The organism is Agarivorans sp. DSG3-1 (assembly GCF_046774965.1).
GTDB lineage: Bacteria > Pseudomonadota > Gammaproteobacteria > Enterobacterales > Celerinatantimonadaceae > Agarivorans.
This window is the reverse complement of record NZ_CP177241.1, coordinates 1,119,803-1,132,893: the sequence shown is the minus strand read 5'-3', so window position 1 is coordinate 1,132,893 and position 13,091 is coordinate 1,119,803. Positions and strand designations below refer to the sequence as shown.

General features: G+C 44.7%; 15 protein-coding genes. 6 read left to right on the top strand and 9 right to left on the bottom strand.

Features of this window, described 5'->3' with window-relative positions; genetic code table 11:
* Positions 1-54: 54 nt before the first annotated feature.
* The 4 genes from trmH to gmk all read right to left on the bottom strand — a co-directional run bounded on the left by trmH (position 55) and on the right by gmk (position 3,976).
* Complete coding sequence (gene trmH / locus ACLD71_RS05325) at positions 55-768, bottom strand: tRNA (guanosine(18)-2'-O)-methyltransferase TrmH (protein WP_137673493.1); 714 nt, start codon at positions 766-768, stop codon at positions 55-57.
* 10 nt (positions 769-778) lie between these two features.
* Entirely contained in the window at positions 779-2,890 is a 2,112-nt protein-coding gene (spoT, locus tag ACLD71_RS05320; RefSeq protein WP_303513221.1) for a bifunctional GTP diphosphokinase/guanosine-3',5'-bis pyrophosphate 3'-pyrophosphohydrolase, read from the bottom strand.
* Positions 2,891-3,000: 110 nt separating this feature from the next.
* Positions 3,001-3,276 carry a DNA-directed RNA polymerase subunit omega gene (rpoZ, locus tag ACLD71_RS05315; protein ID WP_137673491.1) on the bottom strand — a complete coding sequence of 92 codons (276 nt, stop codon included), beginning with the start codon at positions 3,274-3,276 and terminating at the stop codon, positions 3,001-3,003.
* Between the two features lie 73 nt (positions 3,277-3,349).
* Entirely contained in the window at positions 3,350-3,976 is a 627-nt protein-coding gene (gmk, locus tag ACLD71_RS05310) for a guanylate kinase (RefSeq protein WP_303513225.1), read from the bottom strand.
* Between the two features lie 254 nt (positions 3,977-4,230).
* Here gmk and ppk2 point away from each other — a divergent pair, with 254 nt between their 5' ends.
* Both ppk2 and ung read left to right on the top strand, forming a co-directional pair.
* The gene (gene ppk2, locus ACLD71_RS05305) at positions 4,231-5,010 is read left to right on the top strand and encodes a polyphosphate kinase 2 (protein ID WP_303513227.1); all 780 of its coding nucleotides are present in this window, start codon (positions 4,231-4,233) and stop codon (positions 5,008-5,010) included.
* Between the two features lie 66 nt (positions 5,011-5,076).
* On the top strand, positions 5,077-5,736 hold the full coding sequence (gene ung / locus ACLD71_RS05300; protein WP_411993421.1) for a uracil-DNA glycosylase: 660 nt from the start codon (positions 5,077-5,079) through the stop codon (positions 5,734-5,736).
* Here the strand turns inward: ung and ACLD71_RS05295 are convergent.
* On the bottom strand, positions 5,733-7,031 hold the full coding sequence (locus ACLD71_RS05295; protein WP_137673487.1) for a GGDEF domain-containing protein: 1,299 nt from the start codon (positions 7,029-7,031) through the stop codon (positions 5,733-5,735). The genes ung and ACLD71_RS05295 overlap by 4 nt on opposite strands.
* A 188-nt stretch (positions 7,032-7,219) precedes the next feature.
* Here ACLD71_RS05295 and ACLD71_RS05290 point away from each other — a divergent pair, with 188 nt between their 5' ends.
* Positions 7,220-7,507, top strand: a complete 288-nt coding sequence (locus ACLD71_RS05290) for a peptidylprolyl isomerase (protein WP_137673486.1) — start codon at positions 7,220-7,222, stop codon at positions 7,505-7,507.
* Between the two features lie 17 nt (positions 7,508-7,524).
* Here the strand turns inward: ACLD71_RS05290 and ACLD71_RS05285 are convergent, their stop codons facing one another.
* The 4 genes from ACLD71_RS05285 to ACLD71_RS05270 form a co-directional block, all read right to left on the bottom strand.
* Positions 7,525-8,019: an LEA type 2 family protein gene (locus ACLD71_RS05285; protein ID WP_411993419.1), complete on the bottom strand. Its 495-nt coding sequence runs from the start codon at positions 8,017-8,019 to the stop codon at positions 7,525-7,527.
* A gap of 111 nt (positions 8,020-8,130) precedes the next feature.
* Complete coding sequence (locus tag ACLD71_RS05280; RefSeq protein ID WP_137673484.1) at positions 8,131-8,589, bottom strand: NfeD family protein; 459 nt, start codon at positions 8,587-8,589, stop codon at positions 8,131-8,133.
* 3 nt (positions 8,590-8,592) lie between these two features.
* Positions 8,593-9,528: an SPFH domain-containing protein gene (locus ACLD71_RS05275; protein WP_137673483.1), complete on the bottom strand. Its 936-nt coding sequence runs from the start codon at positions 9,526-9,528 to the stop codon at positions 8,593-8,595.
* A 207-nt stretch (positions 9,529-9,735) separates the two neighbouring features.
* Positions 9,736-10,680, bottom strand: a complete 945-nt coding sequence (locus tag ACLD71_RS05270) for a LysR family transcriptional regulator (protein WP_411993416.1) — start codon at positions 10,678-10,680, stop codon at positions 9,736-9,738.
* Positions 10,681-10,826: 146 nt separating this feature from the next.
* Between ACLD71_RS05270 and ACLD71_RS05265 the strand changes: the two genes are divergently transcribed.
* The 3 genes from ACLD71_RS05265 to ACLD71_RS05255 are packed head-to-tail and all read left to right on the top strand — an operon-like array spanning position 10,827 to position 13,061.
* Complete coding sequence (locus tag ACLD71_RS05265; protein ID WP_411993415.1) at positions 10,827-11,210, top strand: DoxX family protein; 384 nt, start codon at positions 10,827-10,829, stop codon at positions 11,208-11,210.
* An 8-nt stretch (positions 11,211-11,218) separates the two neighbouring features.
* The gene (locus ACLD71_RS05260; protein ID WP_411993413.1) at positions 11,219-12,058 is read left to right on the top strand and encodes a pirin family protein; all 840 of its coding nucleotides are present in this window, start codon (positions 11,219-11,221) and stop codon (positions 12,056-12,058) included.
* 25 nt (positions 12,059-12,083) lie between these two features.
* Entirely contained in the window at positions 12,084-13,061 is a 978-nt protein-coding gene (locus ACLD71_RS05255) for a glutathione S-transferase family protein (RefSeq protein ID WP_137673479.1), read from the top strand.
* Positions 13,062-13,091 lie beyond the last annotated feature (30 nt).

Here is a 13,091-nt window from a genome sequence, read left to right as displayed (position 1 = left end):
AATTTACTAACAAGTTTAAAATCAAATTAAAGTAATAACTCTAATTTGTATCATTTACTCATCATCTAAGTGATCCCACGCCTCTTTACTCATTTGCATTTTGGCCCACCAAGCATCATTAGCGACAATTTGGCCTTCATCATCAATTTGCGGAATCGGCAACCCTTTGCGTCGGCAAGCTTCTGCAAAAATCGGGTGACCGCCTTCAAACATAATTCGGTTTTGCTCTTCTGCGGGCACTGAACTTGGGCCTTGATACATTTGGGCATTTTCGCGTTGGCGCTGTGCTTCATACAAAATGAGGGCGCTGGCTACCGATACATTTAGGGACTGAACCATGCCCACCATTGGCACAATAATATCTTGGTCTGCCAAGCTTAAGGCTTTATCAGAAATGCCGTATTTCTCTTGCCCCATTAAAATGGCGGTAGGCTTGGTATAGTCTATTTCGCGAAAATCCACGGCGCTTTCAGACAAGTTAGTGGCAAGAATTTGCATGCCACTGTTACGCATTTGAGCCACCGCATCGTCAATGTTTTCGTGGTTATGTACGTTAACCCAGTTTTGGCTACCAGTGGCAGTGCCTCGGCGTAATTCGTCTTGGTAGTTTTCCCATACAGCATGCACGTGGTCTACGCCAACAGCGTCACAGGTACGCACAATCGCCGATAGGTTGTGGGGTTTATGCACATTCTCCATACAGATGGTTAAATCGGTTTGGCGGGCATCTAACATTGCGCGAATGCGTTGATAGCGTTCTGGTGTCATGGTGTTCTCGTTACTTGTTTCTTAAGCGCACTACGCGTAATACCTCAGGCATTACCCTAATTTTACGCATGATATCGGCAAGATGAATTCGGCTATGCGTGGTTACCAGTAAGTCAACGGTATAAACCCGCCCCTCTTTTTCTTCGGTAACGATGTTTACAATGTTGGCGCCGGTGGAGGCCACTACATTGGTTAAACTGGCCAAAATACCTTGGTGGTTAACCATGTCGATACGCATTTCAGTTTTGTATTCAGCTTCAGCCGCAGCATCTTTCGACCAATCAACGTTGATGTAGCGATCAGGTTCTTTTTGGTAACCACTAATGTTTTTACAGGCTTCTAAATGCACCACTAAGCCTTTGCCCTGGCTAATGTGGGCAACGACTGGGTCGCCAGGAATTGGGCGACAACAATTGCCGTAGGTAAGCAGTAAACCTTCGGCGCCTTGAATGGCAATTTTGCCTTTGCTCTGGTGGCTTAGCTCATCGGTGTTTCCTAACAAGCGACGGGCCACCACAATACTCATGGCATTGCCCAAACCAATTTCTGCCAGCAAGTCATTTAGCGACTCAGCTTTTAAATCTTTTAATACTTGCTCTAAAGACTCAGGGTTTATCTTGTCTAACTTCACGCTGCCTAGGGCATGGTTTAGTAAGCGACGGCCCAAGTTTACCGACTCTTCACGGCGTTGGTTTTTCAGTAATTGGCGAATTTTACCGCGCGCCTTACCGGTTACCACAAAGTTTAACCATGCTGCATTTGGGCGAGCGCCCGGAGCGGTAATCACTTCAATGGTTTGGCCGTTGCTCAGTGCTTTACTTAGCGGGAAAGGATGGCGATTTACCCGCGCGCCAACACAGGCGTGGCCAACATCGGTATGCACCGCGTAGGCAAAATCAACCGGGGTTGCGCCAGTAGGCAATTCAATAATCTTGCCTTCTGGAGTGAATACGTATATTTCGTCAGGGAATAAATCGGTTTTAACGTTCTCAATAAACTCGAAAGAAGAACCGGCACTTTGCTGCAGTTCTAACAAGCTTTGCATCCAGCGTTGAGCGCGTATTTGCGCGGTGGTGCTTGAGCTTTCGTCAGTCTGTTTATAAGACCAGTGAGCGGCCACACCTTTGTCGGCCATTTGGTCCATGTGTTCAGTACGAATTTGTACTTCCACTGGCACACCATGCGGCCCAACTAACGACGTGTGAAGGCTCTGGTAGCCGTTCGCCTTGGGAATCGCTACATAGTCTTTAAATCTACCTGGACGTGGCTTGTAGAGGCTGTGGCTTAAGCCTAATGCGCGATAACAGGTGTCTAGGCTATCTACAATGATACGAAAAGCGTAAATATCCATAACTTCATGGAATTGCAGCTCTTTGCTAACCATTTTTTTGTAAATGCTGTAGAGGTTTTTCTCACGGCCACTTACATCGGCTTCAATGCCCGCTTCTTCAATACGGCCTTGTAGTTCTTGATGAATGCCGTTGATCAGCTCTTTGCGATTACCGCGTGCATTTTTTACCGACTCTTTTAATACGCGGTAACGCATTGGGTAAAGCGCTTCAAAACCAAGCTCTTCCAACTCATTCTTAATACTATGAATACCTAAGCGGTTGGCAATAGGTGCGTAAATCTCCAGTGTTTCGCGCGCAATACGACGGCGTTTGTCTGGGCGCAATGACCCTAAAGTACGCATGTTGTGGGTGCGATCGGCAAGTTTGATAAGGATTACGCGGATGTCTTGCACCATCGCCATCATCATCTTACGAAAATTTTCTACTTGCGCTTCTTTTTTGTCTCGAAATTTAATTTTGTCGAGTTTACTGACACCTTCTACCAAGTCGGCAATTTCGGTACCGAATTGTTCTTGAAGCTGTTCGTAAGTCACTGGCGTATCTTCAATAGTGTCGTGCAGCACGGCGGCGGCAAGAGTTTGATGATCCAGTTTTAATTCAGCAAGAATGCGGGCAACAGCCAGCGGGTGAGTAATATAAGGTTCGCCGCTAGAGCGGAACTGGCCTTCATGGGCATCTTTGCCCAATATATAGGCGTCACGTAATAGTGTTACGTGTTCTTCGCTTAAGTAACTTGAGGCGACTTCGCGCAGGCTTTCGAATAAGTACAAACATTACCTCATCAGCGGAGGAGCGCAGAAATAGATATGATTGAATGGAATTATGGGAGTTTTACCGTGCAGAGTAAACCCAGCACGGTAATTTTATAGACGGGTACGGACTAGATGCGTTTATCGGCGATAGCGGCAACGGCTGCCAATTCGGCGGCTTCACGTTCCTGACGTTCCTGACGGTCTTGAGCATCCATTGTTTCTGTGGTGATCAAACCTTCTTCAATTTCACGCAAAGCGATAACGGTTGGTTTGTCGTTATCTACTTCAACTAGAGGGTCTTTGCCTTCTACTGCGATCTGACGCGCGCGACGTGCGGCGATAAGGACAAGATCAAAGCGGTTGCCGACTTGTTCTACTGCATCTTCTACTGTTACTCGTGCCATGCACAGCTCCGTTGACTAAAAATGACGCAAGATCCTAGCCGATCTTATGATGATTAGCTAGCATTTAACGTGATTATTTCGATAAAAGTTCATCTAACAGGTCGCGGTGTTTAGCGGCTTGCTGACGGGTTTGTAATCTTTGTCCAGTAATAATGGCGGTAAGCTCACTTAATGCTTCGTCAAAATTACTGTTAATGATTAAGTAATCGTACTCATTATAATGAGACATTTCACTTTCTGCTTCGTCCATGCGCTTCTTGATAACATCAGGGCTATCTTGTCCGCGCATGTGTAAACGATTCTCTAATTCTTCGCGGCTAGGCGGCAAAATAAACACCGATACCGCTTCTGGCATCATTTGTTTTACTTGGCGAGCACCTTGCCAATCGATGTCTAAGAATACATCAATGCCTTCGGCCAGGGTTTTTTCAATGGTATGGCGAGAGGTGCCATAAAAGTTGCCAAATACTTCAGCGTATTCAAAAAATGCCTGTTCGCTAATCAGCTTTTTAAATTCAGCGTGGTCAATAAAGTGATAGTGGTTACCATCAATTTCACCAGGGCGTGAAGCACGCGTGGTATGAGATACAGACACTTGAGCAGGATAAGCGCGGTGGCGAGAAAGGTAGGCATTGATCATGCTTGATTTACCTGCGCCGCTAGGGGCTGAAACGATGTATAAAGTGCCGGTAATTGCCATGTTGAATTCTTAACGAATGTATAAAGGCGCCTAAGGTTACCATTTTGTGGTTTTTTTTAAAGTACCCGCGCTTGGAAAATCGCCGGCTAATCCTATGATTCTGTTTGTTTTTGTATTGCTAAGCGTTTTTCGTGGCTTGATTTGTGGCAAATGGCTGTGTAGCTGCTAAATTTAACTCATTGTATTAATTCATTTTTGTTTTTATTTGGCAGGCGAGTAGTGCTTGTTTATCAACATTAAAGGTGAGTTCGTTTATGGCAGCTAAAATCGATAAGAAGTCTTATGAAAAACGCTTGGCAGAATTACAAACTGAGCTAGTGAAATTGCAGCAATGGGTGGTTGCCGAAGGCCTGAAAGTAGTGGTGATTTTTGAAGGGCGTGATGCTGCGGGTAAAGGTGGTGTGATTAAACGGATAGCAGAAAAGCTTAACCCTCGGGTTTGCCGAATTGCAGCCTTACCTGCCCCTAACGAACGCGAGAAAAGCCAATGGTATTTTCAGCGTTATGTGGCACATTTACCGGCTGCGGGTGAAATAGTGCTGTTTGACCGTTCTTGGTATAACCGAGCAGGTGTAGAGAAAGTGATGGGTTTTTGTAGTGACCAACAGCATCAAGATTTTTTGCGTGCCTGCCCCGAATTTGAGCGAATGTTGATTCGCTCTGGCACTATTTTGATTAAGTATTGGTTTTCGGTTTCCGATGAAGAGCAAGAGAAACGGTTTTTAGAGCGTATAGAAAACCCCATGAAACGCTGGAAGTTTAGCCCTATGGATTTAGAGTCTCGCTCCCGCTGGGTGGCTTATTCACAAGCTAAGGATGAAATGTTTGCTTATACCGATACCAAACATTCGCCATGGTGGGTGGTTAACTCAGACAATAAAAAAAGTGCGCGGCTAAATTGTATTAGCCACTTTTTATCGCAAATTGATTACCAAGATTTAGAACATGCCGAGATTGTATTGCCGCCGATCGACAAAAAAGATTATGTGAGAGTACCGATTAACGAACAAAGTTTTGTACCAGAGCGTTATTAGTTGAGGTTTTGTCTTGGCTAAAGGGTATTATTAGTCGGTATTTTTAGACATAACATTGGTGATTACGTGGCAACTTGGCAACACTTGTTCGAGACTGAGCAACAGCAAGAGTACTACCGGCAATTACTCGCCCGAGTGGCAGCTGAACGTGAGTTGGGCAAAGTTATTTACCCGCCCGAGTCACAAGTCTTTGCTGCCTTTGATGCCTGCCATTTAGATCAGTTAAAGGTGGTCATTCTTGGCCAAGATCCCTACCACGGCAAAGGCCAAGCACATGGCTTGAGTTTTAGTGTGGCCGAAGGCCTTAAAATCCCGCCGTCTTTACGTAATATCTACAAAGAGCTCGCCGCCGATATTATCGGTTTTGAAATTCCACAGCATGGCAACTTGAGTGCGTGGGCTAATCAAGGCGTATTGCTACTAAATACCGTGTTAACCGTGGAACAAGCTAAGGCTCATTCTCATGCTAAGTTTGGTTGGGAAACCTTTACCGATGCTGTGATTAAGCAAATTAGCCAGCAATGCCAAGGTGTGGTGTTTTTGTTGTGGGGAGCGCATGCGCAAAAGAAAGGCAAGGTTATTGATACCACCAAACATCATGTGTTGAGTGCGGTGCATCCCTCGCCCTTATCGGCACATCGTGGTTTTTTGGGGTGTGGGCACTTTTCTAAAACTAATCAACTATTAACACAGCAAAACAAGCAGCCGATTAACTGGCAAGTTTAGCTGGCTAATTGAGAGCGATTTCGGCCGCTATCTTTGGCCTGGTACAAAGCCCCGTCGGCTCGATTGAATGCATGGTTAAAGGCTTCATCTTTATTTACTCGGGTTAAACCAATGCTCATGCTGAGTTTTATGTGTTGCTGTTTACCTTGGCTAGACAGTAAAAAATCTTGCCGATAAATCAGTTCGCGTAAACGTTCAGCAAAGTTAAAGGCATCTACTTCATGTGGATGTTGCGATACCAGTACAAACTCTTCTCCACCCCAACGAGCAAAAATATCTTGGCTACGAATGGCTGCGCTAAGTTGGCGAGCAAAAAAGCGTAATACTTCATCACCGTTGTTATGGCCATAGCGGTCGTTAATTTTTTTAAAGTGGTCAATATCAAAAACAAACAAATAGTGGTTTTCGCCAGTCAGCGGATGTTCTTCAACGCTATCTAATAAACCACGACGATTAAGCACACCTGTAAGTTGGTCGTTGCTGGCGCTATGCTTTAGCTCATCTACATCTTGTTCTAAGGTGTGTATGGATTGGGTTAAACGCTTTTTTTGATGGAGAATATAACGGCAACACTCAGCGCTAAAGTACGCTAACCAGATGAAAATAATACCGGCATACAGGCTCTCGTTACTGATCCATTTACCTTCCGCTTCTACCTTGAACAGCTCTATTTTATACAAACCGTCTGCTGCTGTTGAGGGGATATCAAAGGAGATTTCTTTAATTGACGAAAAGTCTAGCTGGAAGTCTTCACGCGATTGGTAAAAGCGGTTTAGCCACCATGCAGGAATAGAAAAGTGGCTCAACTGGGCGCTGGCTACTTGGTGAAGCTCCTTTTGCTTAAAATAAGTAAACATAAACTTGGCGCTAGATAAATCGTTGCCGTTGGTTGCCTCTGTGCCGCGCATAAAAAAGCGTAACTCGGTACTTGGACCTTCAAACACTACGTCGACATTAACCTTGTCGTAGTCGCTAAGGTCGATGTTACGTAACCCTAAGTATTTATCGCCGGATTCACCTGCCGCCTGAGAATGGTACTTAATACTCACTCCGCAATATTTGGCCGGAATGGCGCTATCCTCTACGTCACAGACCAACTCTTGATTACTGGTAAGCCAATAAGCATAAGAATTACCACCATTATTTTTGTCGGAAAAGAGATCGATCATCATATCAGCACGGGGGTAAAGCAGCAGTTTTTTACTGGGTAACCACTGCGCTGCCGCTAACACCGCCAAGGAACCAATAATTAAGATATTACGTGTCCACGACCAGTAGTTAGAATGTTTGTTCATTCACACCTTGTTGATTTAATGAATAAAGAAATTAATGTTATTAAAATATTAATTGGATGCGGCTAAAAATAATGTGAGCTAATAAGTTAATTAAGCTTTTACTTACGTTTTTTGTTTTTTATTGCTCAAAGTCTAGTCCAATCTTTGGGGGCGCGGTATAACTTCCACAGAGTCATTTGGGAGGACTTATGGCAAAGGCAAAGGCGCGCGCCAAGCACATTATTGTTAGCTCAGAAAAGAAAGCCAATGAGATAGTAGAAAAACTCAACAAGGGTTCTAGTTTTGAAGCCATGGCGGCGCGATTTTCTTGTTGCCCATCGGCCAAAGAAGGCGGCGACTTGGGTGAGTTTGTGAAAGGTGAAATGGTAAAAAGTTTCGATAAAGCGGTGTTTTCTGGCCCGTTAAACCAAGTATTAGGGCCAGTAAAAACGCAGTTTGGTTATCACTTGATTAAAGTAACAGAGCGCTGGGATTGAGCGGTTTACTCGGTCACTTAAAGTGACTGAACACTCGAACTCAATTGTTGACCCAAATCTTCTAATTTAAATGTTCCTTTTTCGGTTACGTTAACCACTGGCCATAAGCTTCCTATGTCCAGTTTTACATCTACTTGGTAATCCAGTTCGGGGCTTTTTAGTTGCACTAAAGAGCCTAGCAGGCGGAAAGTTGCGATTAGATTTGCTTGCGCTGGCAGGGTAAAATTGGCTTCAGCATAACCCGGTACTTCTGGTAAATCGCTGGTTGCGCCAGTGACCACTTCATGGCCGTTTAGTGACAGCGTGTATACCGCTCCGGCTAAACTTAAGGCTTGTTTATTGGGATTTACCACGCGTAAGTTAATATCAAAGCTTGGTGTCATGCTGTCACCAGAGGTAGGGATTACCGAAACCAAATTTACTTTAGGCGGGTAGTTCGGAACCATGCTGCTACAGGCAATTAACCAAAAGCTAGAAGATAAGATCAAGATTTTACTCAGCGCTTGCCACATGTGGGGAAACCTATATACAAAGAAACTATAGCTAGTTAAGCACACTCGATAAGGCTTTGCATTAATGGCGGAGTAAATAGAAGCCCAGTTTAACACTGGGCTCTAGGGTTATTAGTCGACTGTTTTCACCCAAAAGGTGCCCACTTCTGCGCGCACGACTTCTACTTCGGTGTCTGCTGCGATGGTGTGTTCACTCTTTAAGGTCCAGCTAATGCCAGAGTGTTTGTAAGTGCTTAAACCACGCTTATCAATCTCTTGGTGACAGAAGAAACGGTGACCATCAAAATCGCTACTCACTTGTTTATCGTCTGAGCTATTTTGTAACTTGCGCATTGGTTTCCACAATACGCCTGCTAACAACGAGCTTAACACTGCATTGGCGAGCAAAATGCTATTCCAAGTATCGGGCAGTATGTTTAACCAAATCAGTGAGCCGGTGATTACCAACGACAAGCCTACAAAAAACAAAATGAACGTGGCAAAACCAATAATCACTACTTCAACAGTGAGTAGAACAATGCCCAGTGCAATTAAGATTTGCGGAATGTGATTGGCAAACAATTCAGCCATGGTTTAGCCTCTATTTAGCGTATTAAGAATGGTGGTAGCTTGAGCTACTAGCGAGCCTGCTTCTGTGCTGCTATCGGGTAACAATACTACACTCGATTCTTTAGCAATGGCATGTTTGGCTTCAATCGCCTTAGTGGCAAGATCTAATTGAATCGCCTTTTGGCCTTCAGGTGTAGCTGCTGACTCACCCACCGTAGTGATGGCTTTAGCTTGGGCATTAGCCACTGCAATAATGGCTTCGGCTTCACCTTCTGCGCTAAGTACTTGCTCACGTTTTTCTGCTTCTGCTTGTAATACGCGGGCTTGTTTTTCACCCTCAGCAATATTAATGGCAGCAGCTTTTTCACCTTCCGACTCCAGAATTTTAGCACGACGTTCACGCTCGGCGCGCATTTGCGATTCCATTGAATCCATAATTGAAGCCGGTGGCGTAATGTCTTTAATCTCGTAACGTAATACTGCTACACCCCAAGAAGCCGATGCTTCGTTAATTTGGGTAACAATTTTGGCGTTAAGCGCATCACGCTCTTCAAAGGTTTTATCCAGCTCAATTTTACCAATTTCAGAACGCATGGTGGTTTGTGCTAGTTGAGTTACCGCAAACACGTAGTCTTCTACGCCGTAAGTAGCTTTGTATGGGTCAAGTACGCGAAAGTACAATACACCGTCTACCGACAATGAAATATTGTCTTTAGTAATTGCCGCTTGGCTAGGCACATCGTAAGCTTGCTCTTTTAGCGAGCGACGAGCTGATACTTGGTCAATCATTGGAATGAGGAAGTTTAATCCGGCTTCTTTGCTTGACTGATATTTACCGAAACGCTCAATCACCCACGCTTCATTTTGAGGTACAAATTTAATCGAGGATTTAAGCACGAACAATGCAAAAATCAGTAGCGCAACTTGCACCGTGAAGAAGTAATCAAAAACAATTGGCATAACACTTTCCTTACCAGTTAAAAAACTAATTTGTATCGCGAATAGGTCGTTACACTACGGCATTTATATGGACCGCTGATGACGCAGAATGCTCGCCAGGGTCAATTATTATTGAGCTGCAAGGTAATCATAAAAACTGCATAGAATACAGCGCTTTTTGATAGATAAGTGATTGCGGTTGTAAAGCCAAGGATAAATAGATTGGCTTTACTGTTTAGCGTCATTTAACGACGCTAAATGCTGGTTTAAGGCCTGATCCCAATAAGGGTTTAAACCAAAGCGTTCACTGAGAAAATCTATCATTACTCGGCTGCGTTGCGGCAAATGGCGAGTATTGGGATAGACTGCCCATGCAAACAGCGAGGGCAAACTATAGTGCGGTAACACTACCTCCAATTCCCCCTTGGCAATTGCTTGCCATGCAATAAAATTAGGCGCAAGCGCAATACCGTGGCCTGCAATGGCTAAGTCTCTTAAAAAATCACCATTGTTGGCACTAATATGCGGCTGATAATGAACATTATGTTGCTTGCCCTGTTGGTCTATTAGTTGCCAACTCGGCGCTGGACGATGGTTATAGTGCAGTATTTGATGTTGAGCTAAATCTTGGGCATGTTTAGGGCGGCCATGTTTATTTAGGTAATGCGGGGCAGCGACTAATACAAAGTTGATCGGGGTAATTTTGCGCGCTTTAAGGCTGGAGTCTTTTAGTTCAGCAATCCGCAAGGCGATATCAATGCCCTCTGCCACTAAATCGTGCTGGCTATCGGCTAAGCTAATTTTTAGTTTCACTCCTGGGTGCAACTGCATAAAGGTATCAAACGCGCTATTTAAGTGAGCCAAACCAAAGGATAAAGGCACCGCAATATGCAAACTGCCGCTTAGAGTGTGTTCTTGGCAGCTGGCCTCTTGGTTAAGTTGAGCAACTTCATCAAGGATGACTAAGCTACGTTGATAAAATTGCTGGCCGCTGTCACTTAGGCTTAAACTGCGCGTAGTACGTTGCATTAAATTGCTGCCCACCCGCTGCTCTAAGGCACTTAATCGACGACTCACCACCGACTTGGCCACACCCAATTGCTCTGCGGCACGGCTAATACTGCCCGCTTCAACCACTCGCACAAAGACTTGCATCTCTTCTAATTGGCCCACGGCTAGCTTCCTTTATTTTGTATCAAAGTATTGTTGCTATTATAGGAACAATGAATTGCCGATTGCACGGTTTATTGCTTATTAAAACAACACTAATCTGTTCTCAAGCATTGGGCTTAAGCCCAAATTACCAGGAGAATAATGTTATGAACGCACTACAACAAATTAGCCAACCAACTGCCCGTTTATTACTGGCCTTAATTTTCATTGTGTCGGGTTACGGGAAAATTGCTGGCTACGCCGGCACCCAAGCTTATATGGAGGCAATGGGAGTACCTGGCATGTTATTACCGTTGGTGATTGCTCTAGAGTTAGTGGGTGGATTAGCTATTTTAGTGGGCTGGAAAACCCGTGCGATTGCTTTTTTGTTAGCCGGTTTTAGCGTAGTAAGTGGGTTGTTATTTCACTTTAATCCTGACGATCAAATTCAAATGATTATGTTGATGAAAAATGTTGCTATCGCTGGTGGTTTTTTATTGCTCGTCGCTCATGGCGCGGGTGCATATTCATTCGATAACCGTAGCGCTTAGGAGGATGCATGCAGAACTCGAGACAGCTAGAGAAAGTGGTGGCTGGCCAAGCCACTAGCGACGGCGCAGGGGTAAAACTGACGCGAATGCTAGGTAATACTCAGCTTCAGCACTTAGACCCTTTTTTAATGTTGGATTGTTTTGAATCGGATAAGCCTGACGACTATTTGGCTGGATTTCCCGAGCACCCTCACCGGGGTTTTCAAACGGTAACCTATATTCTTAATGGCCGAATGCGCCACAAAGACAATGCTGGCCACGAGAGTGTGATTGAAGCGGGTGGCGTGCAGTGGATGAATGCCGGGCGTGGGGTGATTCATTCAGAAATGCCAGAACAAGAAAATGGTTTGCTTAAGGGCTTTCAGCTTTGGGTTAACTTAGCAGCCGAGCACAAAATGTCGGCGCCGGGTTACCAAGAATTAAGTGCCGAGCAAATTCCAGTGAGCCAAGACGAGCAAGGCAACGTAATAAGGGTAGTAGCAGGCGAGCTGGCGAACGGCATTAAGGGAGCGGTGCAAACCCAGCAAACAGCGGCCAGTTATTTAGATATAAGCTTGGTGGAAAGTGCTGACCTAAATTTAGTGTTGCCAACACATCATCATGGTTTTGTTTATGTGATTGAAGGTGAAGTGACCATTGGCCAAAGCAAACAAGCGATTAAGGCTTACCAGCTTGGAGTGCTTAGCGAAGGGGATGAGCTACGTTTGCAGAGCCAGCAGGCTAGCCGAGTGTTAGTGGTAACCGGAGAACCGATTAATCAACCGATCGCTTGGGGCGGGCCATTTGTAATGAATACGCGTGAAGAAGTGCTACAGGCCTTTGATGATTTTCAAAACAACAAATTTTAGTCGCGAACAATTTTAGGAGTAAATAATGGGTCTGTTAGTTGATGGAAAATGGCAAGATAAGTGGTACGAAACCAAAGAAAACAAAGGGCGCTTTGTACGCAGTGAAGCGCAATTTCGCAATTGGGTAACGGCCGATGGTAGCGCTGGCCCTAGTGGTAAAGAGGGTTTTAAGGCAGAAGCGGGTCGTTATCATTTGTATGTATCGCATGCTTGCCCATGGGCTAATCGCACTATGATCTTTCGCAAACTCAAAGGCCTTGAGCAGATGATTGATTACTCGGTGGTGCATTGGTTTATGGGTGAGAACGGCTGGACTTTTGCCCCTGGTGAAGGAGTGGTGAGTGACCCAATTAATCAGGCGGAGTTTATGCACCAAGTGTATACCGCAGCAGATGCCAACTATAGCGGCAGAGTAACGGTTCCAGTATTGTGGGACAAACAGCAGCAAACTATTGTGTCCAACGAATCTGCCGACATTATTCGCATGTTTAATTCAGCCTTTGATGACGTTGGCGCTAAAGCCGGTGATTATTACCCGCAAGCCCTGCGTGCAGAGATTGAGGCGCTTAATCAGCGTATTTATCACAGCGTAAATAATGGTGTATATAGAGCAGGTTTTGCGACTACTCAAGAAGCTTACGAAGAGGCCTTGTATCCTTTATTCGAAAGCTTAGATTTTATTGAGCAGATCTTAGCTAAACAGCGTTACTTAACCGGCAAGCAACTCACCGAAGCTGATTGGCGTTTATTCACCACCTTGATCCGTTTTGATGCGGTCTATGTAGGGCATTTTAAATGTAATTTAAAACGTATTGTTGATTACCCCAATATAGATGCTTATATGCGTGAGCTTTATCAGATAGAGGGGATCGCTGAAACCATCAATTTTGAACATATCAAACGCCATTATTATCAAAGCCATGGTATGGTTAATCCTACTAGGGTGGTACCTGTCGGGCCTATTTTATACTTAAATAAAGCCCACCAGCGAGATCACTTGTAAACTGGAAAATGAATAGTCAGTGTCGGTTAT

Excerpts from the sequence above, each read along its gene's own strand:
- trmH (WP_137673493.1), bottom strand. The coding sequence starts at position 768 with ATGACACCAGAACGCTATCAACGCATTCGCGCAATGTTAGATGCCCGC.
- ACLD71_RS05290 (WP_137673486.1), top strand. The coding sequence starts at position 7,220 with ATGGCAAAGGCAAAGGCGCGCGCCAAGCACATTATTGTTAGCTCAGAA.
- ACLD71_RS05260 (WP_411993413.1), top strand. The coding sequence starts at position 11,219 with ATGCAGAACTCGAGACAGCTAGAGAAAGTGGTGGCTGGCCAAGCCACT.
- ACLD71_RS05295 (WP_137673487.1), bottom strand. The coding sequence starts at position 7,031 with ATGAACAAACATTCTAACTACTGGTCGTGGACACGTAATATCTTAATT.
- ACLD71_RS05280 (WP_137673484.1), bottom strand. The coding sequence starts at position 8,589 with ATGGCTGAATTGTTTGCCAATCACATTCCGCAAATCTTAATTGCACTG.
- ACLD71_RS05285 (WP_411993419.1), bottom strand. The coding sequence starts at position 8,019 with ATGTGGCAAGCGCTGAGTAAAATCTTGATCTTATCTTCTAGCTTTTGG.
- rpoZ (WP_137673491.1), bottom strand. The coding sequence starts at position 3,276 with ATGGCACGAGTAACAGTAGAAGATGCAGTAGAACAAGTCGGCAACCGC.
- ACLD71_RS05255 (WP_137673479.1), top strand. The coding sequence starts at position 12,084 with ATGGGTCTGTTAGTTGATGGAAAATGGCAAGATAAGTGGTACGAAACC.
- ACLD71_RS05265 (WP_411993415.1), top strand. The coding sequence starts at position 10,827 with ATGAACGCACTACAACAAATTAGCCAACCAACTGCCCGTTTATTACTG.
- ppk2 (WP_303513227.1), top strand. The coding sequence starts at position 4,231 with ATGGCAGCTAAAATCGATAAGAAGTCTTATGAAAAACGCTTGGCAGAA.
- ACLD71_RS05275 (WP_137673483.1), bottom strand. The coding sequence starts at position 9,528 with ATGCCAATTGTTTTTGATTACTTCTTCACGGTGCAAGTTGCGCTACTG.
- gmk (WP_303513225.1), bottom strand. The coding sequence starts at position 3,976 with ATGGCAATTACCGGCACTTTATACATCGTTTCAGCCCCTAGCGGCGCA.